General features: G+C 73.5%; 19 protein-coding genes. 11 read left to right on the top strand and 8 right to left on the bottom strand.

Going from position 1 to position 22,134, the window contains the following annotated elements; translation table 11 throughout:
* Positions 1-74: 74 nt before the first annotated feature.
* The 4 genes from ACZ6B1_RS25325 to ACZ6B1_RS25310 all read left to right on the top strand — a co-directional run bounded on the left by ACZ6B1_RS25325 (position 75) and on the right by ACZ6B1_RS25310 (position 6,266).
* Complete coding sequence (locus ACZ6B1_RS25325) at positions 75-1,328, top strand: FAD-binding protein (protein WP_468781949.1); 1,254 nt, start codon at positions 75-77, stop codon at positions 1,326-1,328.
* Between the two features lie 128 nt (positions 1,329-1,456).
* On the top strand, positions 1,457-2,734 hold the full coding sequence (locus tag ACZ6B1_RS25320; RefSeq protein ID WP_468781947.1) for an ROK family transcriptional regulator: 1,278 nt from the start codon (positions 1,457-1,459) through the stop codon (positions 2,732-2,734).
* Positions 2,731-5,601, top strand: coding sequence for a glycoside hydrolase family 2 TIM barrel-domain containing protein (locus ACZ6B1_RS25315; protein WP_468781945.1), 2,871 nt, complete (start codon positions 2,731-2,733; stop codon positions 5,599-5,601). The genes ACZ6B1_RS25320 and ACZ6B1_RS25315 overlap by 4 nt, the downstream gene beginning before the upstream one ends.
* An 80-nt stretch (positions 5,602-5,681) precedes the next feature.
* Positions 5,682-6,266: a TetR/AcrR family transcriptional regulator gene (locus ACZ6B1_RS25310; protein WP_468781943.1), complete on the top strand. Its 585-nt coding sequence runs from the start codon at positions 5,682-5,684 to the stop codon at positions 6,264-6,266.
* 33 nt (positions 6,267-6,299) lie between these two features.
* On the opposite strand, the gene ACZ6B1_RS25305 is transcribed toward ACZ6B1_RS25310, so the two are convergent.
* From ACZ6B1_RS25305 to ACZ6B1_RS25295, 3 genes are read right to left on the bottom strand one after another with little or no spacing between them, the layout of a single operon-like run.
* On the bottom strand, positions 6,300-6,758 hold the full coding sequence (locus ACZ6B1_RS25305; protein ID WP_468781941.1) for a hypothetical protein: 459 nt from the start codon (positions 6,756-6,758) through the stop codon (positions 6,300-6,302).
* A 54-nt stretch (positions 6,759-6,812) separates the two neighbouring features.
* Positions 6,813-7,181 carry a VOC family protein gene (locus tag ACZ6B1_RS25300; protein ID WP_468781939.1) on the bottom strand — a complete coding sequence of 123 codons (369 nt, stop codon included), beginning with the start codon at positions 7,179-7,181 and terminating at the stop codon, positions 6,813-6,815.
* Entirely contained in the window at positions 7,178-8,899 is a 1,722-nt protein-coding gene (locus ACZ6B1_RS25295; RefSeq protein WP_468782104.1) for a DUF2264 domain-containing protein, read from the bottom strand. The genes ACZ6B1_RS25300 and ACZ6B1_RS25295 overlap by 4 nt, the downstream gene beginning before the upstream one ends.
* A gap of 180 nt (positions 8,900-9,079) precedes the next feature.
* Between ACZ6B1_RS25295 and mmuM the strand changes: the two genes are divergently transcribed.
* Positions 9,080-10,009: a homocysteine S-methyltransferase gene (gene mmuM, locus ACZ6B1_RS25290; RefSeq protein WP_468781937.1), complete on the top strand. Its 930-nt coding sequence runs from the start codon at positions 9,080-9,082 to the stop codon at positions 10,007-10,009.
* 192 nt (positions 10,010-10,201) lie between these two features.
* Here mmuM and ACZ6B1_RS25285 read toward each other — a convergent pair whose 3' ends face one another.
* A complete protein-coding gene (locus ACZ6B1_RS25285) occupies positions 10,202-11,773 on the bottom strand; it encodes a carboxylesterase/lipase family protein (protein WP_468781935.1) in 1,572 nt (523 codons plus the stop codon).
* A gap of 348 nt (positions 11,774-12,121) precedes the next feature.
* Between ACZ6B1_RS25285 and ACZ6B1_RS25280 the strand changes: the two genes are divergently transcribed.
* Complete coding sequence (locus ACZ6B1_RS25280; RefSeq protein WP_468781933.1) at positions 12,122-13,612, top strand: purine-cytosine permease family protein; 1,491 nt, start codon at positions 12,122-12,124, stop codon at positions 13,610-13,612.
* A gap of 107 nt (positions 13,613-13,719) precedes the next feature.
* Here ACZ6B1_RS25280 and ACZ6B1_RS25275 read toward each other — a convergent pair whose 3' ends face one another.
* The gene (locus ACZ6B1_RS25275; protein WP_468781931.1) at positions 13,720-13,989 is read right to left on the bottom strand and encodes a hypothetical protein; all 270 of its coding nucleotides are present in this window, start codon (positions 13,987-13,989) and stop codon (positions 13,720-13,722) included.
* Complete coding sequence (locus tag ACZ6B1_RS25270) at positions 13,986-14,849, bottom strand: isocitrate lyase/PEP mutase family protein (RefSeq protein ID WP_468781929.1); 864 nt, start codon at positions 14,847-14,849, stop codon at positions 13,986-13,988. The genes ACZ6B1_RS25275 and ACZ6B1_RS25270 overlap by 4 nt, the downstream gene beginning before the upstream one ends.
* A 287-nt stretch (positions 14,850-15,136) precedes the next feature.
* Here ACZ6B1_RS25270 and ACZ6B1_RS25265 point away from each other — a divergent pair, with 287 nt between their 5' ends.
* The 3 genes from ACZ6B1_RS25265 (at position 15,137) to ACZ6B1_RS25255 (ending at position 16,609) form a co-directional block, all read left to right on the top strand.
* A complete protein-coding gene (locus ACZ6B1_RS25265; protein ID WP_468781927.1) occupies positions 15,137-15,961 on the top strand; it encodes a helix-turn-helix domain-containing protein in 825 nt (274 codons plus the stop codon).
* Positions 15,958-16,143 (top strand): DUF397 domain-containing protein, encoded by a 186-nt coding sequence (locus tag ACZ6B1_RS25260; RefSeq protein ID WP_468781925.1) that lies wholly within the window; start codon positions 15,958-15,960, stop codon positions 16,141-16,143. Before ACZ6B1_RS25265 ends, ACZ6B1_RS25260 begins: the two co-directional genes overlap by 4 nt.
* A 64-nt stretch (positions 16,144-16,207) precedes the next feature.
* Entirely contained in the window at positions 16,208-16,609 is a 402-nt protein-coding gene (locus ACZ6B1_RS25255; RefSeq protein ID WP_468781923.1) for a VOC family protein, read from the top strand.
* Here ACZ6B1_RS25255 and ACZ6B1_RS25250 read toward each other — a convergent pair.
* Both ACZ6B1_RS25250 and ACZ6B1_RS25245 read right to left on the bottom strand, forming a co-directional pair.
* The gene (locus tag ACZ6B1_RS25250) at positions 16,595-17,278 is read right to left on the bottom strand and encodes a helix-turn-helix domain-containing protein (protein WP_468781921.1); all 684 of its coding nucleotides are present in this window, start codon (positions 17,276-17,278) and stop codon (positions 16,595-16,597) included. The genes ACZ6B1_RS25255 and ACZ6B1_RS25250 overlap by 15 nt on opposite strands.
* Before the next feature lie 72 nt (positions 17,279-17,350).
* Positions 17,351-18,589: a YihY/virulence factor BrkB family protein gene (locus ACZ6B1_RS25245; protein WP_468781919.1), complete on the bottom strand. Its 1,239-nt coding sequence runs from the start codon at positions 18,587-18,589 to the stop codon at positions 17,351-17,353.
* 131 nt (positions 18,590-18,720) lie between these two features.
* Here ACZ6B1_RS25245 and ACZ6B1_RS25240 point away from each other — a divergent pair, with 131 nt between their 5' ends.
* Entirely contained in the window at positions 18,721-20,358 is a 1,638-nt protein-coding gene (locus ACZ6B1_RS25240) for an acyl-CoA dehydrogenase family protein (protein WP_468781917.1), read from the top strand.
* A gap of 333 nt (positions 20,359-20,691) precedes the next feature.
* On the top strand, positions 20,692-21,969 hold the full coding sequence (locus ACZ6B1_RS25235; protein ID WP_468781915.1) for a GAF domain-containing protein: 1,278 nt from the start codon (positions 20,692-20,694) through the stop codon (positions 21,967-21,969).
* Positions 21,970-22,134: the final 165 nt, after the last annotated feature.

The raw sequence follows: 22,134 nt of genomic DNA, 5'->3' as shown, positions 1-22,134 counted from the left end.
GCAACCGCTCTCTACGGTAGGTCCCGGCAGATGAGAGGGTCAATGAACAGGCACCCCCAGGGAGGGCGGCAAGGATGAGTGGGACGGCGCGGACGGTCACCAACTGGGCCCGGAACATCACCTACGAGGCCAAGGAGTTCCATCGTCCGGAGACGGCCGGCGCGCTCCGGTCCCTGGTGGCCGGCGGCGCTCGGGTGCGTGTGCTGGGCAGCGGCCACTCCTTCAACCGGATCGCCGAGCCCGGCGCCGACGGGGTGCTCGTGTCGCTCGCCGCCCTGCCTCCGGTCATCGACGTGGACACCGCGGCCCGTACGGTGCGCGTCTCGGGCGGGGTCCGGTACGCGGAACTCGCCCGTACGGTCCACGCGCACGGACTCGCGCTGCCCAACATGGCCTCCCTGCCGCACATCTCGGTGGCCGGCTCGGTGGCCACCGGCACCCATGGCTCGGGCGTGGGGAACGGGCCGCTCGCCGCGGCGGTGCGGGAGGTGGAGCTGGTCACGGCGGACGGCTCCACGGTCACCGTCGCACGGGGGGACGCCCGCTTCGACGGCGCGGTGACCTCACTGGGCGCGCTCGGGGTGGTCACCGCGCTCACCCTGGAGCTGGAACCGGCGTACGGGGTCGAGCAGTACGTGTTCACCGAACTACCCCTGACCGGACTGGACTTCGGGGCGGTGGCGGGGGCGGCGTACAGCGTGAGCCTGTTCACCGACTGGCGGGAGTCGGGGTTCCGGCAGGTGTGGGTGAAGCGGCGCACCGACCAGGCGCCCGTGGACTTCCCGTGGGCCGCCGCCGCGACCGAGGCGATGCACCCGGTGCCGGGCATGCCCGCGGTGAACTGCACCGAGCAGTTCGGGGTGCCGGGGCCGTGGCACGAGCGGCTGCCGCACTTCCGGGCGGAGTTCACCCCGAGCAGCGGGGCCGAACTGCAGTCGGAGTACCTGCTGCCGCGGGCGGCCGCCGTCGACGCGCTGCACGCGCTCGACGCCGTCCGGGCGACGGTGGCCGGCGTGCTGCAGACCTGCGAGGTGCGCACCGTCGCCGCCGACCCGCAGTGGCTCAGCCCGGCCCACGGCCGGGACTCGGTGGCCCTGCACTTCACCTGGATCGAGGACACGTCCGCCGTACTGCCGGTGGTCCGCCGGGTCGAGGAGGCCCTGAGCGCGTTCGACGCCCGCCCGCACTGGGGCAAGGTGTTCACCGTGCCGCCGGCGGAACTGCGCCTTCGGTACGCGCGCCTGGCCGACTTCCGCGCCCTGGCCGAATCCCTCGACCCCACCGGCAAGTTCGCCAACGCCTTCGTCCGGGACGTCCTGGGGACCTGAGCCCGACGGGGGCTTCCTCCACCCCATTTCCCAACCCCTTGTCGAAAGCATGTGCAGCCCATACCCTGACGCCGCGCCGGTGCCGGTCCCGTCCCGGTCCGGCCCGACGGGACGGGAGGGGCAGCTCCGTGAAACGCACGTCACGTGACATCCGCACCGCGAACCGCTACGAGGTGCTGCGCCAGATCATCGCCGGGTCCCCCACCTCGCGGCAGGAGCTGGCGGCCGCCACCGGTCTCAGCCTGGCGACGGTCGCCACGCTGGTCGGCGAGCTGCTGGATCTGGGCCTGATCACCGAGGTCGGTTTCGAGGACTCCGCCGGCGGCCGGCCCCGGGGCCTGGTGGCCGTCAACGCGTCCGGCGGCGCCCTGATCGGGGTGGACATCGCGGAGACGTACGTCCACGCCGAGCTGTTCGACCTCGCGCTGAACGTACTGGCGCGCGCCGACGAGGACATGCGGCCCGGCCAGAGCGACCCGGAGCAGGTGGTGGGCCATGTCGCCGCCGCCGTCGGCTCGGTGGTGGCCCGGGCCGGGATCGAGGCGGGCCGGGTGCTCGGCGTCGGCGTGAGCGTGCCGGGCCAGGTCGACCGGGACAGCGGGGTCGCCGAGTACGCGGCCAACTGGGACTGGCACGACGTGCCGCTGCTGGAGCTGCTCACCGAGCGCATCGCCCATCCGCTGTACCTGGACAACCCGCTGCGCGCCTGCGCCGTGGCCGAGCTGTGGTTCGGGGCCGCGCGGGGGCGCGGGGACGCCGTGGTGGTCAACCTCGGCACGGGGGTGGGCGCCGGTCTCGTGCTCGGCGGCGGGCTGCACCGGGGGGTCAGCAACAGCGCGGGCGAGTGGGGGCACACCACGCTCGTGCTGGACGGCCGGCTGTGCCACTGCGGCGACCGCGGCTGTGTGGAGACCTACGTCGGCGCGCCCGGCATCATGCGGAACCTGCGCGAACTGAGCCCCCCGTCACCGCTGTTGCACCCCGGGGACCAGACGGCGACCATCGACGCCCTGGCCGCGGCGGTCGCGGCGGACGATCCGGTGGCGCTCGAGGTGGTCCGCGACACCGCCCGCTATCTGGGCGCCGGGATATCCGGCCTGATCAACCTCCTCAACCCCGAAGTGGTCGTGCTCAGCAGCTGGGTGGCGTCCCGGCTGGGCACGCCGCTGCTCGACGAGGTGCGCGCGGCCGTCGCCCGGCACGCGCTGCGGCGGCCGCTGGCGGCCACCGAGATAGTCCTCTCCCCCATCCCCACCGACCCGGTGTCCCTGGGCGCGGCCACGTTCGCGCTGGAGGGGACGCTGCGGTCCGCCGGCGGACAGCGGAACGGCGCCGGGCGCGCCGGTGCCGCGAGAAGCCGTACCGCACCACCCGTCCGACGACCGGCTGAGCTAGGAGACCGATGACCTTGCGCACTCCCACGGCCACCGATTACGTCGAGGACGTCTCGCCGGGCTCCGGGGCGCTGCCGCCCCGGGCCTGGTACGCCGCCTCGGACGCCAAGACCTTCTCCTTGAACGGAAGCTGGCGCTTCAGACTGTCGGACACGGCCGACGCCGAGGACGACTCATTCGCGCGCGAGGGGTACGACGCGGCCGGCTGGGCGGAGCTGCGGGTCCCCGGTCACTGGGTCCTCCAGGGACACGGGTCCCCCGCCTACACCAACCACCTCTACCCGTTCCCGGTCGACCCGCCCCGGGTCCCGACGGAGAACCCGACCGGCGATCACCTGCGCGTCTTCGACCTGCCCGCGGACTGGCCCGAGCGGGCGGACGGCGGGGCGGTGCTCCGTTTCGACGGGGTGGAGTCCTGCGCCCGGGTCTGGCTCAACGGCACCGAGCTGGGCGAGTTCAAGGGCTCGCGGCTGCCGCACGAGTTCGCGGTCGGTCATCTGCTGAAGTCCGCGGGCAACGTGCTGGCGGTCCGGGTCCACCAGTGGTCGGCGGGCTCGTACCTGGAGGACCAGGACCAGTGGTGGCTGCCCGGCATATTCCGTGACGTCACGCTGCTGCACCGCCCGGCGGGCAGCGCCCTGGACTTCTTCGTGCACGCCTCGTACGACCACGTCGCCGGCACCGGCACCCTGCGCGTCGACTCCGACGTGGACGGCCGGGTGACCGTGCCGGACCTCGGGATCGACGTCGCCACCGGGGAGCCGGTGACGGTGCCCGCCGAGCCGTGGTCGGCGGAGACCCCGACGCTGTACGACGCAGTGCTGGCCACCGAGGGCGAACGGGTGCCGCTGCGCGTCGGCTTCCGCACGGTCGAGCTGTCGGACGGCCTGATCAAGGTCAACGGCAGGGCCGTGCTGTTCAAGGGCGTCAACCGGCACGAGTGGCATCCGGAGCGGGGCCGCGCGCTGGACCTCGCGACGATGCGGGAGGACGTGCTGCTGATGAAGCGGCACAACGTCAACGCCGTCCGCACCTCCCACTACCCGCCGCACCCGGCCTTCCTCGACCTGTGCGACGAACTGGGCCTGTGGGTCGTCGACGAGTGCGACCTGGAGACGCACGGCTTCACCGAGCAGGCCTGGCGGGACAACCCCGTCGACGACGACCGCTGGACCCCGGCGCTGCTCGACCGCGCGGCCCGCATGGTCGAGCGGGACAAGAACCATCCCTCGGTGGTCGTCTGGTCGCTGGGCAACGAGGCCGGCACCGGCCGGGGCCTGACCGCGATGGCCGAGTGGATCCACGGCCGCGACTCCTCCCGCCTTGTGCACTACGAGGGCGACCCCGACTGCCGTGACACGGACGTGTACTCACGGATGTACGCCGGGCACGCCGAGGTCGAGCGGATCGGCCGGGGCCTGGACGGCGGCTCCCACCGGCGCCGCGAACTGCCCTTCATCCTCTGCGAGTACGGGCACGCCATGGGCAACGGCCCGGGCGGGCTCGCCGACTACCAGCGGATCTTCGAGGCGCACGACCGGCTGCAGGGCGGCTTCGTCTGGGAGTGGATCGACCACGGCATCAGGGACGAGCGGTTCGGCTACGCCTACGGCGGCGACTTCGGCGAGGAGCTGCACGACGGCAACTTCGTCTGCGACGGCCTGCTCTTCCCGGACCGGCGGCCCTCCCCGGGTCTCGTCGAGTACAAGAAGGTGATCGAGCCGGTCGCGATCGAGGGCGACGGCACCGGCGGCGGCGTCCGCGTCACCAACAAGTACGACTTCGCCGACCTCTCGGCGCTGGCCTTCACCTGGGCCCACCAGGTGGACGGCGAGACGGTGGCGTCCGGTGCCCTGCCGGTGCCGCCGCTGGCGCCGGGCGAGTCGGCCGAGGTGAAGCTGCCCGAGCCGCCGGCCACGGCACCGGCGGGCGAGGCCCACTGGACCGTACGGGCGCTGCTCGCCGCCGACACCGCCTGGGCGCCGAAGGAACACGTGGTCGCCTGGGGGCAGTTCGCGGTCTCGGGCCGCCGGGTGCCGTCGGTCCCGGCCTCCGAGGGCCCGGTGCGCGGCGAGGGGGTCATCACCCTCGGCCCGGCCTCCTTCGACGCCCGCAGCGGCGCCCTGAGGGCGATCGGCGCGGTGGCGGTCACCGGGCCGCGCCTGGACGTGTGGCGGGCCACCACCGACAACGACGACGGCGCCGCCTGGCAGTCCGACATCCGCCACGGCCCGCTGTGGCGCAGGCTCGGTCTGCACCGCATGCGGCACCGGCTGGACGCCGTGGAGCTGGACGACGACGCGCTGACGGTGCGCACCCGGGTGGCGCCGGCGGCCCGGGAGTTCGGGCTGTCGGCCGTGTACCGCTGGACGGCGGACGGAACGCGGCTGGGGCTGACCGTGTCAGTGACCCCGGACGGCGACTGGACGGTACCGCTGCCCCGGCTCGGCGTCCGACTCGGGCTGGCCGCGGCCGACCGGGTGCGGTGGTACGGCGGCGGTCCGGGCGAGGCGTATCCGGACAGCGCGACGGCTTCGGCCGTCGGCCGCTGGCAGTCGACCGTGGACGAGTTGCAGACGCCGTACGTCCGTCCGCAGGAGAACGGCGCCCGCGCCGGCGTCCGCTGGGCGGAGCTCGGCGGCCTGCGCATCGAGGGCGACCCGGAGTTCTCCCTGACCGCCCGCCGCTGGACCACCGAGCACCTGGACGCCGCGGCCCACCTGACCGACCTCACCCCCGGTGACACGGTGTGGGTCAACCTGGACCACGGCCTGCACGGCCTAGGCTCCCAGTCCTGCGGTCCGGGCCCGCTGCCGCGGTACTTCCTGCGGGCCGAGCCCACGCGGTTCTCGTTCGTCCTCTCGGAGGTCCTCACCTGACGAACGCCTGGTCCCGCGCGGTCCGTGGGCCACGGCCTGGATACCCTTGGACGCCGGCCAGGCATCCAAGGAGGTGGCCCATGGCACGTGCGGGACTCACCGTCGACCGGATCGTCACGGCCGCCGCCGAACTCGCCGACGAGGCGGGCTTCGGGAACGTCTCCCTCTCCGCGCTGGCCCGGCGCTTCGGGGTGAAGGACGCGAGCCTGTACTCGCACGTCCGCAACCTGAACGACCTGCGCACCCGGCTGGCGCTGCACGCGGGCGGCGAGCTGATCGACCGGATCGCGGAGGCCGTGGCGGGGCGGGCGGGCCGGGACGCGCTGGCCGCCTTCGCGGGCGCCTACCGGTCGTACGCCCTGGAGCACCCCGGTCGCTACGCGGCCACCCAGATCCGCATCGACCAGAGCCTGATCGCCGACTCCCCCGCCCTGCGCCGCACCGCCGAGATCACCTACGGCATGCTCCGCGCCTACGGCCTGGCCGAACCCGACCTCACCGACGCCGTGCGCCTGCTGCGGAGCACCTTCCACGGCTACTGCGCCCTGGAGTCCACCGGCGGCTTCGGCGCCCCCCGTGACGTACAGGCCTCCTGGGACAAGGCGGTGGAGGCCCTCCACATCGCCCTCACCCACTGGCCCCGGGAGCCGCGGGCCGACGACTGAGCGGCGCCGCCCCGGGAGCACCGGCGAAGGCGGTCACGAGAGGTCCCCCACCGCGTCCGCGTAGTAGGTGGACTCCGCCACGTGGTACGCCAGTTCGCGGAAGGTCCAGCCTTCGCCGGGCGAGGCGTCGAGCTGCTCGCCGGTCAGCGCGTCCAGACGCACGGCCCAGATCCGGGCGAGCCGGGTCAGGCGGCTGCGGGCCTCGTCGAGGTCCTCGGCGGTGAAGGGGGCCAGGTCCGCCGCCGTGGTACTCGCGGAGGCGTGCCAGTGGTCCGCCTGGGGGGTCTCGCCCGCCAGCCGGGCCTCCAGTTCGGCCAGATGGTCGACGAGGTGGTCGGCGACCCTGCGGATCGCCTTGTGCGGGGTGTAGACGCGGTCGTCGATGTGGACCGGGGTGCCGTCCCAGGCGGTCCATCCGGCGGCCAGGGCCAGCACGTGCCCGACCATGGCGGTGACGGCCCGTGCGGGCGTTTCCTGTTCGGTGTCGCTCATACGGAGCACGCTAGGTCCAGGTCGGTTCGGCGGCGGCCGAAGTGTCCGCGCCCCCTATCCGGCGCGCTCGGCCGCGCTGCGCTCCACGCAGAACTCGTTGCCTTCGGGGTCGGTGAGGACCGCCCAGCCGGTGCCGTCGGGCCTGCGCCGGTCGTCCACCAGGGTGGCGCCGAGGGCGATCACCCGCTCGACCTCCTCGTCCCGGGTGCGGTCCTGTGGCTGGAGGTCGAGATGCAGCCGGTTCCTGACGGTCTTGCGCTCCGGCACGGTGACGAACAGCAGCCCCGCGCCTTCGATCAGGGCCTCCGGGTCGCCGGGGTGGTCGTCCTCGTGCAGCGGCTGGTCCAGCACCTTCGACCAGAAGCTGCCGAGGGCGTAGGCGTCGGCGCAGGCGATCGTCACGTGGCGGATCTTGGAAGTCATGCGGTGGAGTCTTCTGCACGGTCGTCGAGCGGGGCAACCGAGTTGTCCCGAGGCGTGAACCGGAACCGCCTGTCCCGGCCCGTGGCCCAGCGGACGGTCAGGTCGTGCTCGTCCCGCACCTCGACGGCCACCAGATCGCCCAGCGGGACGGGATCGGGTTCCGCGGTGAGCCGGGGGGCGACGAACAGAGTGGGACCGTCACCGGTGGCTCCGGAGAGGGCGTGTCCGTCCGACAGGCCGTGCGCCGACACCAGTTCGGCCCGCTCGTCCTCCCCCGGCACCCACCCGGTCAGGTGCGTCCGCGTGCCTGGTTCGGCTCCCGTCACCAGATGGGCCCGCACCTCCACCGCCCCGTCGGCCACGACGAGGCTGGTCACCTTCGCGCCGGACGCCACGGTGTACCGGGAGGCCGCCCAGTCCTCCCCAACCCCCAGGGGCACGATGTCCGAGCGAAGGGGGTCGCCGCCGACCATGACGATGTTGTCGGGCGGGGAGCCCAGGGGCCGCGTCACCGTCGAGTACGCGAACCGCGTGTAGTACGGGTCGTAGCGGACGTCCTCGCTGCCGTGGTTGTGCAGGCGGACGACGCCGTCCGAACACGTGGACTGAATAAGCCAGTTGGGCTTCTCGACCGGGGTCACCGCGTCGGCGCGCTCCGCCGGGCCCGGGCGCTCCCGCGCCGTCCACACCTCGTGGTCCGGGGGCAGCAGCAGGCCGAGGAAGCCCTTGCTCGCCCAGTAGGGCGAGGCCGGCCCCGAGTAGCTCTGCAGGACGGACTCGTCGGGGCCGTGCCAGCCGAGGGTCAGCAGCCCGCGGGAGTCCACGGCGCCCCGGTCCAGGAAGTACCTCAGCGCTCCGGAGGCCAGCCGCCGGGTCTCACCGGCCGCCAGCGGCGTGCGTCCGGTCAGCGCGCCCAGCCACAGCGGGGCCGCGGTCGCGAACCGGTAGGTCAGGGAGCGGCCCTGGTGCAGGGGGGCGCCGTCGGCGCCGAACAGGCGTGCGTAGTCGGCGAGATGGGCTTCGAGCCGGCCGCCGTAGCGGTCCAGCAGTTCGGCGTCGCCGGCCAGCCAGGCGTGCAGCACCGGGTAGAGGTGCATGGCCCAGCCGTTGTAGTAGTCGAACTTGCGCCCTTCGCCGTCGGTGTACCAGCCGTCGCCGAGGTACCAGTCCTCGACGCGCTCCAGGCCGCGGTCGACCGCCTTGCGGGCCGCTTCCGGGCGGTGGCCGATCTCCGCGAGGAAGCCGCCCACGGTGACCGGGAACAACTCCCAGTTGCAGGGCCAGGGTTCGGCGGTGAGGGCGTCCTCCAGCCAGACCGCCGTCCGCTCGCGCACCTGCTGGTCCAGGCGGTCCCAGAGCAGGGGCCGGGTCAGCCGCAGGGCCAGGGCGACCGAGGCGGCCTCGACCAGGGGCTGGCTCCGGTCGGCGATCCGCGGCCACACCCCGCCGGGGCCGGTCGCGAGGCCCTCGGCGTAACGGCCGAGCGCGGCCTCGTCACGACGGAACGCGGCCAGCAGCAGGGTGCGGGCGTACCCTTCGAGCCCGTCGGAGAGGTGGCCGGAGTGGCTGACGTGGTCGCCGGGCAGGTGGTAGAGCGCGCGGTCAGGGGTGGCGTACGGCTCGACGGCGGTGAGCAGGGCGTCGGCCGCGGCCTCCCAGTGGGCGCGGGTGTACCCGGTGTACGGGCTCGACGAGCGGTCGTCGGGCGGCAGTTGCAGCACGGCGGTGACTTTCCTTCCTTCTGGGCCCGGGGCGCCCCGGTTCCGGCCGGGCCGGTGCGGCGCGTGGTGCCGGCCTCGGCCGACCCGAGACCGTACCGCTTGCGGCAAGCGCTTTCCACCCCCCTGCGCGGACGCGCGCGCACGGTACGCGCGGGTCGCTTGGACTAGCGTCGAGACATGACCAGCAGCACGTCCGGCAGCACGCACCCCGGCCTCGCCGAAGCCCTCGCCGCCGGAGCGGTCGTGCTCGACGGCGGGATGTCCAACCAGCTCGAGTCGGCCGGGTACGACCTGGGCGACGAGCTGTGGTCGGCGCGGCTGCTCGCGGAGCGGCCGGAGGCGATCACCGAGGCGCACCTCGCCTACTTCGACGCCGGTGCGAGCGTGGCGATCACCGCCAGCTACCAGGCCAGCTTCGAGGGCTTCGGCAGGCGCGGGATCAGCCGGGCGCGGGCGGCGCGGCTGCTGGCGCTCAGCGTGGAACTGGCCCGGGAGGCGACCCGGCGGGCACGGGCGGGCGGGGCCGGCCGCCCGCTGTGGGTGGCGGCCTCGGCCGGACCGTACGGGGCGATGCTCGCGGACGGTTCCGAGTACCGGGGACGCTACGGGCTGAGCGTCGGGGAGCTGGAGCGGTTCCACCGGCCGCGGCTGGAGATCCTGGCCGCTGCCGCGCCGGACGCGCTGGCACTGGAGACGGTCCCGGACGCCGAGGAGGGGGCGGCGCTGGTGCGGGCGGTGCGGGGGCTGGGGGTGCCCGCCTGGCTCTCGTACACCGTCGAGGGCCGGCGTACGCGTGCCGGGCAGCCGCTGGAGGAGGCGTTCGCGCCCGCCGCCGACGCCGACGAGATCATCGCGGTCGGCGTGAACTGCTGCGCGCCGGAGGACGTGACGTCCGCGGTCGGGGTCGCGGCCCGGGTCACCGGGAAGCCGGTCGTCGTCTACCCCAACAGCGGGGAGGCCTGGGACCCGCGGGCCCGCGCCTGGACCGGCCGCTCCCGGCTCGGCGCCGGGCAGGCCGAGGAGTGGCGGGACGCCGGGGCCCGGCTGATCGGCGGCTGCTGCCGGGTGGGGCCTGCGGAGATCGCCGCGATCGCGCGGGTGGTGTGAGCGGGGCGCGGTGAGCGTGCCCCGCTGCCGTGCGGGTGCCGGTGCCGCGCTGACACCGTCGCGCCGGCTCCGGCTGCCCGCTGTCCCCGTGCCGTCGTCGGCGTCACCGGCATCCGCGCCGTCGGCCGTCCCGCCGTTGCCGCAGCGACCGGCGAGGGAACCGGCACGGGCGCCGGCACACCGGGCGCGGTGTCACCGGCGCCGGACGGCGACCGAGCGGCGCAGGCGCCGGACCGCGGCGGCCCGTGCGGCTCCCGGCGCCCGGACGCCGGGGGCGGACGCCGGCTCCGGGAAGGTGGTGGGGGTCGGCCACAGGCCGAGTTCGGCGTCGCGCGGACCGTACGCGACACGCGGTTCGCCGACGTCGAAGATCCGCACCGGATGCGAGGCGTCCCAGGCCTGCCAGCCGGGGTCCCCGGTCGCGGCGAACCGCACCCAGGCCGAGTGCATCGCGTCGCACAGCTCCTGCGGCGCGCCCGCCCCGGCCAGCTTGACCGACTCCGGCACCTCCCCGGTGTCGAAGACGAACCCGAGTTCGAGCGCATGGCAGGCGCCGAGTCCGGGAACCAGGGAGGGCCAGGCGAACTCGTACAGGTACGAGCTGCCCGGGCGGACGTCGGCGAGCCGGTGCAGCGGCAGCCGGAGCAGGTGGTCGGTGACCATCTGGCCGACGAGCTCGGCGGTGCCGGCGTCGGGGCGTGCGGCACGGTAGCCGCGGGGCACGTCGTGGCCGGCGTGGCAGCGGGCCATGGCCCCGGCCAGGGCGACCGTGCCGAGCCGGTCGACCCGCTCGACCAGCCCGCCGGGCACCAGCCACAGCCGGTACTCGTCCCGGGTCCAGCCCATCAGCAGGTCGGCGCCCCGGGCCGCCTCGCCGTCGATCAGGGCCTTGAGCGGGTCGCGGGGTACGAGGTCCCCGTCGACGACGATGCCGAAGGCGGGGCCGCCCAGCACGGGGCTGCTCAGCCGTCCCACCTCGGCCTGGGTGCGCAGCAGCAGTGCGCGGTCGACGGCGGCGAAGGCCTCGGCGGTGGCCGGGATCTTCAGCCGGCCGGCCATGCGGCGCACCATGCGCCGTACCCGGTCGCGCTCCGAGAACTCCGGTGCGCCGCTCTGCAGCACCGCCCGCCGGAACAGGCCCTGGGCCCGGGGCGCGGCGATCAGGGCTCCGACGCTGATCGCTCCGGCCGACTGTCCGCACAGCGTGACGTTGTCCGGGTCGCCGCCGAACGCGGCGATGCCGTCGCGCACCCAGCGCAGCGCGGCGAGCTGGTCGCGCAGGCCGGGGTTGGGCGGCGCGTCCGGGAACAGTCCGTAGCCCTCGACCCCGAGCCGGTAGTTGACCGAGACGAGCACCACCCCGTCCCGTGCGAACGCGTGTCCGCCGTACACGGGTACGGCGGAGGATCCCCTGGTCAGGGCGCCACCGTGCAGGAACACCAATACCGGGAGTCGGGCACCGGGGCCCGGCTCGGGGGTCCACACGTTGAGGTTGAGGCAGTCGTCACCCGCGACGACGGGGTCGGACAGATACCGGGCGAAGGCCTCGGAGTACGGCGGTTTCGGCGCCGTCGGCCCGAAAGCACCGGCGTCCCGCACCCCCTCCCACGGCTCGGGCGGCTCGGGCGGCCGGAACCGACGGGGCCCGAAGGGCGGAGCGGCGTACGGAATCCCCCTGAACACCGCGACACCGCGCTCGTACCGGCCGCGTACGGCCCCGTGGGGTGTGACGACCACGGGGCCCGTCGGCTGCTCTGCCGTCATCGCCCACCAGCCCTTCACCACGCCCGGCGCCGCCGCACGGCCACCCGGGCACCGATCAAGCACCGCTCACTTCAGAGCACCACACGGCGCGGATGTATTCCGGTGCACAGAGTCCGCGTTGGGCTGTACGGGGGACCCGGGGCGGCGTCGGGGCCGGCGGCGCCCGGCCTCCGGGCAGCCGGTCTCATCGACCTGGGATCAGGGGTCCCCCGACGATCAGTCACGCCCTACAATCCGTCCTCTCGTGACGCGCTCAACTACACGTGCAGCAACCGTCGGAGACCCCGTCGGTCGAAGGTGTGAGTCAACGGCCCGTCGCAAGCGCCGGGTCAGGCGAAAGGAACCCGGATGACCACCACCGAGGAAAGGGCGGGAGGCCTCCAGGACCTGGAGGAAGACCTCCGCCCCCTCCCCGCCTCGGGACGCAACGCAAGGATCAGCGGCCAGTTCTGGATATGGGCCGGCGCCAACATCGCGCCCATCAACTGGGTCCTCGGCGCCCTCGGCGTCACCATGGGGCTCGGCCTGTGGGACACCATGACCGTGCTCGTCCTGGGCAATCTGGTCGGGATGGCCGTGTTCGGCTTCTTCGTCCTGCTCGGTCAGCGCACCGGCGCGACCGGAATGGTGATAGGCCGCGCCGTGTTCGGACGGCGCGGCAACTACCTGCCGACGGCCGTGCAGGCGATCGTCGTGGTCGGCTGGTGCGCGGTGAACACCTGGATCGTGCTCGACCTGGTGGTGGCCCTGCTCGGCAAGCTCGGCGTCCTCGACCCGCACTCCGGCAACACGGCGGTCAAGATCGTCGTCGCCGCCCTCGTCATGGCGGTCCAGGTCGCCGTCTCGCTGGCCGGCTACCGGGCCATCGCCGCCTTCGAACGCTGGACGGTACCGCCCACCCTGGCCGTGCTGGCGCTCATGTCGGTCTTCGCCTGGTTCTTCCTGCACATCGACTGGGGCTACGCAGGCTCGGCGAGCGGCGCCCTGACCGGCACCGCACGGATCAGCGCCATGTCGATCGTCATGACCGCCATCGGCATCGGCTGGGGCATCACCTGGTTCACGTACGCCGGCGACTACGCCCGCTTCGTCAGCCCCGCCGCGTCCCGGCGGAAGCTGTACGGCGCCAGCGTCGCCGGGCAGATCATCCCCGTCGTGTGGCTCGGTCTCCTCGGCGCCACGCTCGCCACCAAGAACGGCTCGGTCGACCCGGGCCGGCTCATCGTGGACAACTACGGCGGACTCGCGATCCCGGTCCTGCTGCTGGTGTTGCACGGCCCCGTCGCCACCAACGTGCTCAACATCTACTCGTTCAGCATGGCCGCCCAGACCCTCGACATCCGGGCCGGCCGCCGCCCGCTGACCATCGCCGTCGGTGCCGTGGCCTTCCTGGCCTGCGTCTTCTTCATCCTCCAGGACGACATCGCCGGGGTCCTCGACGCCTGGCTCGCCGGCCTGGTCGGCTGGGTCGCGCCGTGGGCTGCGATCGTCCTGGTGCACTACGGCGTGGTCGAGCGGAAGGTGACCTCGTTCGATCACCTCTTCGACGCCGTCGGCAGCCGCCGTCTGCCCGACGTGCGCTGGCGGGCGATCCTCGCCTTCGCCGTCGGCGTGGTCTTCACCTGGCTGTTCATGGACGGTTCGGTGGCCGCGCTGCGGGGCCCGCTCTCGCTGCGCCTGCACGGTATCGACCTGTCCTGGCTCGCCGGCGCCCTGTCCGCGGGTGCGCTGTACGCCGTGCTCGCCGTCGCCGACGGCAGGCGGTGGGTGCACCGCCGCGAGACGGCCGACGCCCTCCCCCACCCCGGCGCGGCGGACACCGAGCGGCTCCAGGCCTGACCGCGCCGGCACCGGCCGGCTCGGAGTCGTAGCAGGGGGACGGCCGGGCACCTCCCGCACGGGGTGCCCGGCCGCCGTCCTGTGTCACCGTGTTCCCGCGTCGCCCCTCAGCCTTCCTCCTCCCGGCCGGCGGCTCCCACCAGGGCCTCGACCACGTCCACGGCGCTGCCGTCGTGGTCGCTGCCGGCGGTGCCGCTACCGGTCTGGACGTTGGCCGAGCGGTCGAACTCCAGGATCGAGTCCGCCCGCGAGTTGTCGATGACGGTGATCAGACTGTCGGACGCGGATGCCGAAGCGACCGCGGGCACGGCACCGGCCCCGAGCACCGCCGCCGTGAGCACCGCGGCCGCCGTCAGCCGGGGCGCCGCACCCGTCACACGCCCACGCCCTCGGGCCGCGGCCGCTCGCGGGCGATGTTGCGCTCCAGCAGGGTGGTCGACGTCTGCACGCCGACCCCGCTCGCCGGGTCCACCCGCGGCAACCGGCCGTCCGCCGCCTTGAGTTCGTTGAGCGCGGAGTCCATGGCCTGGTGCGCGGCGAACAGGCACGGGGTGCTGTAGATGGCCACGTCGACATCGAGGTCGGACAGCTCGCCGAGCGACAGGCGGGGCGACTTGCCGCCGGCGATCTGGTTGAACAGCAGCGGCTTGTCCCCCACGACCTCACGGATCCGCTTGATCCACTCGACGCTGCGCACCCCGTCGACCAGCACCACGTCGGCGTCGGTCGCGGCGAGCCGCTCGGCGCGGTGCAGGATGTCGTGCTCGTCGGTGGCGTCCGTGCGGGCGACGACGACGAGGTCCTGCCGGGTGGCCAGGACCTTCTCCAGCTTCTCCAGGTACTCGTCCAGGGGCAGCACCTGCTTGCCGTCCGCGTGCCCGCAGCGGCGGGGCCGCTTCTGGTCCTCGAGGATCACCCCGGAGGCGCCGATCCGTTCCAGTCCCTCGACGACGTGACAGGCGACCTCCGGGTCGACGTACCCGTCGTCGATGTCGACGAGCAGGTGATGGTGCGGGAACGCGCCCCGCAGCCGCTGGACGAAGGCGACCATGTCCGGCCAGGCGATGAAGCCGATGTCCGGCAGGCCGTAGTAGGAGGCGGCGAAGCCGAAGCCCGACACGAACATCCCGTCGTAGTGCTTGGCCGCGATCGAGGCCGAGTACATGTCGTACACACCGATCAGCGGTGTGGTCCCGGGCCCGGCGATCCGCTCGCGCAGTTTCTTCCCGTAGGTCAAGGTCCGGCTCCTTCTGTGGGTGGGTGACGCGGACCCGTGGAGGGCTCCGCGTCTCGACGCCCTTTACCGAGCCGAAAGATTCCCTAGACGGATGCCTGACCTCTGCCATACGCGGGCTTTACTCACTCCGTTGGCCGATCGGGTTCACCGCAGAAACGTCACTCGGTGAGCCGTCCCGCCCAGTGCGGTGGCAGCGCGCCCACGCCCGCCGCCACCTGCGCACGTACAGCTCGTTTGTACGGGTGCGGGGTGGTGAACACAGGCACAGGTGTGGGGAGTTCGACCGCATGGGAACGAGCCGACGGGCACGGAGGAACGCCTCGGCGATGCGGATGGTGGGCGCGCTGCTCGCCCTCCACCGCGAGGCCGCCGGGTACACGCAGAGGTCGCTGGGCGAGCGGTTCGTCGTCGGCGAGCAGCAGATCGCCTCGATCGAGCAGGGCAGACGCCCGCTGAAGCCGGATCTGGCGGAGCAGTTGGACGAGCTCCTGAACACCAAGGGGGTGTTGTCGGTCGCGCTGAGCAGGATGCCGGAGGTCGATCTCGTTCCGATGTGGGCGGAGGAGTTCCTCGACCAGGAACGGGCCGCGATCGCGATCTCGTCGTACGAGAATCAGGTGGTGCCGGGTCTGCTGCAGACGGGTTCGTACGCGCGGGCGGTGTTCCGCAGCCGTGTTCCGGTCTACGGCGACGACGAGATCGCGCAGTTGGTGGAGGCTCGCCTCGAGCGTCAGGCGATCCTGCACCACAAGGAAGCAGCGATCACATGCTTCGTGATCTGGGAGCCGGTGGTGCGAGCTCCCATCGGCGGCGGAGGCGTCTGGACCGAGCAACTGCGCCACCTGCTCACGTGCTCGGAGCTTCCCGGCCTCATGATCCAGGTGCTGCCTCTGGACCGCTCGACGCACGCCTCTCTGGATGGCCCGTTCGTGCTGTTGGAGACACCCGAACACCAGCGACTCGCCTACGTGGAGACCCAGCGAGGCAGCCAACTGATCGCCGACCCGGACGAGGTGGCCATCCTCACGCAGAAGTGTGCGATGCTGCGATCGCAGGCCCTGACCCCCGAGGACACACGGGACCTGCTGGATCGACTACTAGGAGAGCAATGAGCGGCACCGCACTTCGGTGGTTCAAGTCGAGCTACAGCGGCAGCGAGGGCGGCAACTGCCTCGAAGTCGCCCTCCGTCCCGCGGCCATCCACATCCGCGACTCCAAGACCCCAACCGCTCCCCACCTCACCGTCTCCCCCGCCTCCTGGGCCGCCTTCCTGAAGGTGACCAGGGACGTCTGACGGGGTCCGGCCCCTGTCCGTTTTCTTCAAGACCGGGGGCCCGGTCCGTGCCTACCGTGAGCCCATGACGACTCCACGATTCGCCGTGATCGGCGTGGTGGCCTCCGATCTGGCCGCCTCGCTCGCCTTCTACCGCCGCCTCGGGCTGGTCTTCCCGGCGGGGGCCGAGACACAGCCGCATGTCGAGGCCGAGCTGCCCGGCGGACTGGTGCTCGCGCTGGACACCGAGGAGACCGTCCGGTCCTTCCACCCGGCGTGGCGGCCGCCCGCCCCCGGTGGGCGGGTCGGGCTGGCCTTCCACTGCGGCTCACCGGACGAGGTCGACGCCGTGTACGAGGATCTGTTGGGCGCCGGGTACCACGGCGAGCTCAAGCCGTGGGACGCGTTCTGGGGCCAGCGGTACGCCACCGTGCACGACCCGGACGGCAACGGCGTCGACCTGTTCGCTCCGCTAGGCGCCGAGTAGCTCGCCCAGCGTCCGGCCCGCCAGTTGCCGTACCTCGCGGGCGAGGTGCGGCTGGTCCGCGTAGCCGGTGCGGGCCGCCGTCTCGGCGTACGGGACCCCGGAGCGGGCCAGGGCCAGGGCGCGCTGGAGGCGCAGGATGCGGGCCAGGGTCTTGGGGCCGTAGCCGAACGCGGTCAGGCAGCGGCGGTGCAGCGCGCGTTCGCCGATGCCGAGCCCGGAGGCCGTGGCCGCCACCGGGTGCCCCGCGTCCAGGCACTCCACCAGCCGGCGCAGCAGCGGGTCGGGGCCGCCGGACTCGGCGGCCCAGTGCAGGGCGATGTCCTCCAGGGCCGTCGCCGCCTCCGGCGCGGCCGCGACGCGGTCGCGCAGCCGCCGGGCCCGGGCGGCGGGCCACAGGTCGCTCAGTTCGACACGGGTGTCGCGCAGTTCCCGGGCCGGTACGCCGAGCAGGGCGGGCGCGGTGCCCGGGAAGAAACGCAGGCCCGCCCAGGGGCGGGGCGGGCCCTCGGGGACGTGGGCACGGGTGTCGGGACCGGCGACCATCAGCCTGCCCCCGCTGAACAGCAGGTCCATGCAGCCGTCGGGCAGTACCGGCCGGGCTGCGGGGTCCTCGGGGGTGCGGCGCCACACCACGGCGCCGCTGAGCCGGGACGGCCGTTCCTCGTACACGAGCGCCAGGCTACGCCGCCGGTGGGCGGGTCGGGCCGTCGAACGGGCACCGGGAGAGGTGCCCGCCCGCGGTCACACCCCGTGCGGAGGCGTGTCGCCGTTGCTGCCGTGCTTGCCGTTGACACCGTTCACGCCGTTCGTGCCGTTGGACCCGGCCGCTCCGGTCCCTCCGGCCGCCCCGTCCCCCTTGTGCGTGTGGTGGTGCGGGTTCCTGGCGTGGGTGCGCAGGCGGGCCGTCACGTCCTCCGGGGGGAGGAACCGGGACCAGCGCTCGGGGAACTCGGAGGGCATGTCCGGGTCGTCCGGGTCGCTCTCGCGGGCCCCGGCGGCCCAGGCGACGTACTCGGCGACCTGTGCCTCGCGCACCCGCTCGTTCGCCTCACGGGCGGCGGCCGTGGCGGCGGCGGGCCAGACCCGGTCGATGGCGGCGTTCACCGCCGCGCCCACGAGCACGGCGAAGGCCGACACACCGATCCACAGGAGTACGGCGACGGAGGCGGCCAGGGAGCCGTAGATCGTGGCGCCCTCGATGGTGTGGGTGAGGTAGATCCGCAGCAGCAGGCTGCCCAGGACCCACATGGCGAGGGCGATCAGGGCGCCGGGCACGTCCTCGATCCACGGGGAGCGCACGGGCACTGAGACGTGGTAGAGCGTCGTCAGGAAGACGACCGACAGGACGAGCACGACCGGCCAGTACAGGACCTGCACCAGCGTCTCGGACCAGGGCACGATCCGCACGACCGCGTCCGGTCCGGCCACCATCAGCGGCAGCGCGACCGAGCCGATCAGCAGGGCCACGATGAACAGCAGGAACGCCATGAGGCGGGTCTTCACGATGCCGCGCACGCCGTCGAGGCCGTACATCACGGTGATGGTGTCGATGAAGACGTTCACCGCACGGGAGCCGGACCACAGGGCGAACAGGAAGCCGATGGAGATGACGTCGGGCCGGCCGCCCGCCATCACGTCGTGCAGGATCGGCTCGGCGATCTCCTTGACGCCCTTGTCGGACAGGACGGTGCGGGAGGCCTCGAGGATGTTGTTCTCCAGGCTGTGGATGCTGTCGGCGCCGGTCCAGGCGTCGACGTAGCCGAGCAGGCCGATGAGGCTCAGCAGCAGCGGCGGCACCGACAGCAGCGTGAAGAACGCCGCCTCGGCCGCCAGGCCCAGGATGCGGTACTCCATGCACGAGTTGACGGTGTCCTTGAGAAGCAGCCAGGCCGTCCTGCGCTTGGATACGTTCCGGTAGAGGGCTCTGGCCCGGTGGAGACGGCCGGCGGGCCGTTCGGGGGTTTCACTTCCTGGCTGCACGACCTAACGGTATCCGCCGCACCGGGCCGCCCCCACCCTCCGGGGGTGGACGACCGGGCCCGGCTCGCCCCGGAACGGTGCCGAGGTGCTCCGGGGGCAGCATCGGCGCGATCGCGGGTAGGTTCGCAGTCATGGCAGGCAACCCGACGCACACCGTGACGAACCAGCCGCCCGCGCTGGTGGGCTACGACGTCTTCGGCGCCGACCGGGCCCTCGTGGAGGCCGTCGAGCGCCACACCGCCGCCGAGACGCTGGACGAGGTGCGCACGGAACTGTCCGCGCTGGGCCGGGCCGCCGGGTCGGAGCAGGTGCAGGAGTGGGGTGCGCAGGCGAACGAGTTCCCGCCGCGGCTGCGCACGCACGACCGCTACGGCCACCGGATCGACGAGGTGGACTTCCACCCGGCCTGGCACCGGGTGCTCGGCAAGGGCGTCTCGGCGGGCCTCACCAGCGCCTGGACCCGGCCGGCGGGGCATGTGCGACGGGCGGCCGGTTTCCTGGTGTGGACCCAGGTCGAGGCGGGCAACTGCTGTCCGCTGTCGATGACCCACGCCGCCGTGCCCGCGCTGCGGGCCGATCCGGCGCTGGCCGCCGAGTGGGAGCCGCGGCTGACGTCCACCATCTACGACCGCGGGCTGCGGCCCGCCGCCGAGAAGGCCGGCGCACTGTTCGGCATGGGCATGACCGAGAAGCAGGGCGGCAGCGACGTACGTGCCGGCACCACGCGGGCCCGGCCGCTCGCCGAGGCCGGGACGTACGCGCTCACCGGGCACAAGTGGTTCTGCTCGGCACCCATGTCGGACGGCTTCCTCGTGCTCGCGCAGGCCCCCGGAGGGCTCACCTGCTTCCTGGTGCCGCGCGTCCTGGCCGACGGCAGCCGCAACGTGTTCCTGATCCAGCGGCTGAAGGACAAGCTGGGCAACCGGTCCAACGCCTCCGCCGAGGTCGAGTTCGACGGCACCTGGGCGCGCGTGGTCGGCGAGGAGGGACGCGGGGTCCGTACGATCATCGACATGGTCGCCGCGACCCGGCTGGACTGCGCGCTCGGCTCCGCCGGGCTGATGCGGCAGGCGGTGGCGCAGGCGGTGCACCACTGCGAACACCGGGAGGCGTTCGGCGGCAGGCTGATCGACAAGCCGCTGATGCGCAATGTGCTGGCCGACCTCGCGCTGGAGTCCGAGGCCGCGACCACGCTGGCGCTCCGGCTCGCCGCCGCCCACGACGACGGGAGCGAGCAGGAGCGCGCCTTCCTGCGGCTCGCGGTGCCGGCCGCCAAGTACTGGATCACCAAGCGCTGCGCCCCGGTCGCGGTGGAGGCCGCCGAGTGCCTGGGCGGCAACGGGTACGTCGAGGAGTCGGGCCTGCCCCGGCTGGTGCGGGAGTCGCCGCTGAACTCCGTCTGGGAGGGCGCGGGCAACGTACAGGCGCTGGACGTGCTGCGGGCGCTGCGGCGGGAGCCGGCCGCGCTGGACGCCTGCCTCACCGAGATCGGCCGGACGCACGGCGCCGACCACCGGCTGGACCGGGCGGTGAAGGACCTGTTCACCGAACTGTCCGACCTGGAGGGCGTCGAGGGCCGGGCCCGGCGGCTGGTGGAGCGGCTCGCGCTGGTGCTCCAGGGGTCGCTGCTGGTGCGGTTCGCGCCGCCGGAGGTCGCCGACGCGTTCTGCGCCTCCCGGCTGGGCGGCGACCGGGGCGCCTCGTTCGGCACGCTGCCCGCGGGCCTGGACCTGGCCTCGGTGGTGGAGCGGGCGCGGCCGGTGTCCTGATCCGGGCTGTCCGGCCCCCTCGGGGGCACACGAGACGGGGGCGAGACGGGGGTGGTGCTGCGCCGACACGGCACCACCCCCGCTGAATGGGCCCGTTGTAAGGCCAGAACGCCGCCCGTGGGCGGCGCCGTGGACAAGTCTCGGGTGTTCTCGTGCGGTTCACCAGGGTTGCAGGGGGTTGCAACTTATCGGTGACTGTGCGCGGAGTCTGTGCCTCCGGCATGCGCCCGGCGGCAGTATGTGCACTGAAGCCGACCGGAAACCGCCGCCCGGTATGGCTTGACAAGTGTGTTCGAGGCCATTCCGGGAGGACCACCAGTGGTGAACCCGCCGATGAACCTGGCGCGTCTGGCCGCCGTGGACGCGGCGCAGGCGGCGCGGGTGCTGAGCGAGGTACGTGAGGCGACACTCGCCGGGCAGCGCGCGCGGATCGCGCCCCGGCCGGTGATCGAGCAGTCCTGGGGACGGATGCTGCGCAGCGGGGTCGACCCCGACCACGACTTCAGATCCGGTCTGCTGTCCGCCGACGAAGTGCGGCGCAGACGCGAGGAGTCACCGCTGCGGCACGTGCTGCCGGTGCTGCGCGAGGGACTGCTTTCGGTCGCGGACGTCGCCCAGCACATCATGGTCGTCGCCGACGCCGAGGGGCGCGTGCTGTGGCGGGAGGGGTCGCCGCAGGTGCTGCGCAAGGCCGACGGCCTCGGCTTCGAACTCGGCGCGGACTGGCGGGAGGACGTCGTCGGCACCAACGGCGTGGGCACCCCCGCGGTGGTGCGGCGGCCGGTGCAGGTGTTCGCCGCCGAGCACTTCGTCCGCTCGCACGCCTCCTGGACCTGCACGGGTGCCCCGATCGCCGACCCCAGGGACGGGCGGCTCATCGGGGTGGTGGACATCAGCGGCCCGCTGCGCACCATGCATCCGGCGACCCTCTCCTGGGTGGACTCCGTCGCCAAACTCGCCGAGGCCCGGCTGCGCGAACTGCACCTGGAATCGCTGGAGCGGCTGCGCGCGGTGGGCGCGCCGGTGCTGGCCCGGCTGGACGGCCGGGCGCTGGTGGTGGACCTGAACGGCTGGGCCGCGGCCGTGACCGGGATGCCGTACGTGCGGCGGCTCGGCCTGCCCAAGTCGCTCTCCCCGGGGCGCCGGTGGCTGCCGCCGCTGGGCCACTGCGCGGTGGAGCCGCTGGCCGGGGGCTGGCTGCTGCGGGTGGCGGACGACGCGGCGCCGGGCATCGCGAGCCGGGTCCGGCTGGACCTGAGCCGGGCGGGCCGTACCTCGGTGACCGTGTCCGGGGCGGCCGGCTCCTGGTCCCGGGAACTCAGCCCCCGGCACGCCGAGTTGCTGTACCTGCTCACCGAACACCGCGAAGGGCGGGGGGCGGCGGCGCTGGCGGAGGACCTGTTCGGCGATCCGTCCAGAACGGTGACGGTGCGGGCCGAGATGTCCAGGGTCCGCCGCTACCTGGGGGATCTGCTGCAGCACCGGCCGTATCGATTCCGCGAGGACGCGGAGGTCGAGGTGCTGCTGCCGAGCAACCCCCGTGACCTGCTGCCCCAGTCGGTGGCACCGACCGTGGCTGCGCGGCGGCGGGCGGCGGCGGGCGCGGACTGACGCGCGGGCGGGACTGCGGTGTCCGAGAACCGGCCGCGCGGGCGGACCGCCCGGTTTGTGCGGGTGCCTTTCGCGTATTTGGGGGTCTTGGCCCTACGCCGCCCCTTACTGCCGTAGCATCCCTGTGGGCCTCCCCACCTGCTCCCCGGTCAACGTACGGACCAC

Source organism: Streptomyces sp. NPDC041129, assembly GCF_055592265.1.
Note: the sequence above shows the minus strand (reverse complement) of the source record. Positions and strands in the feature narration are given on the sequence as shown.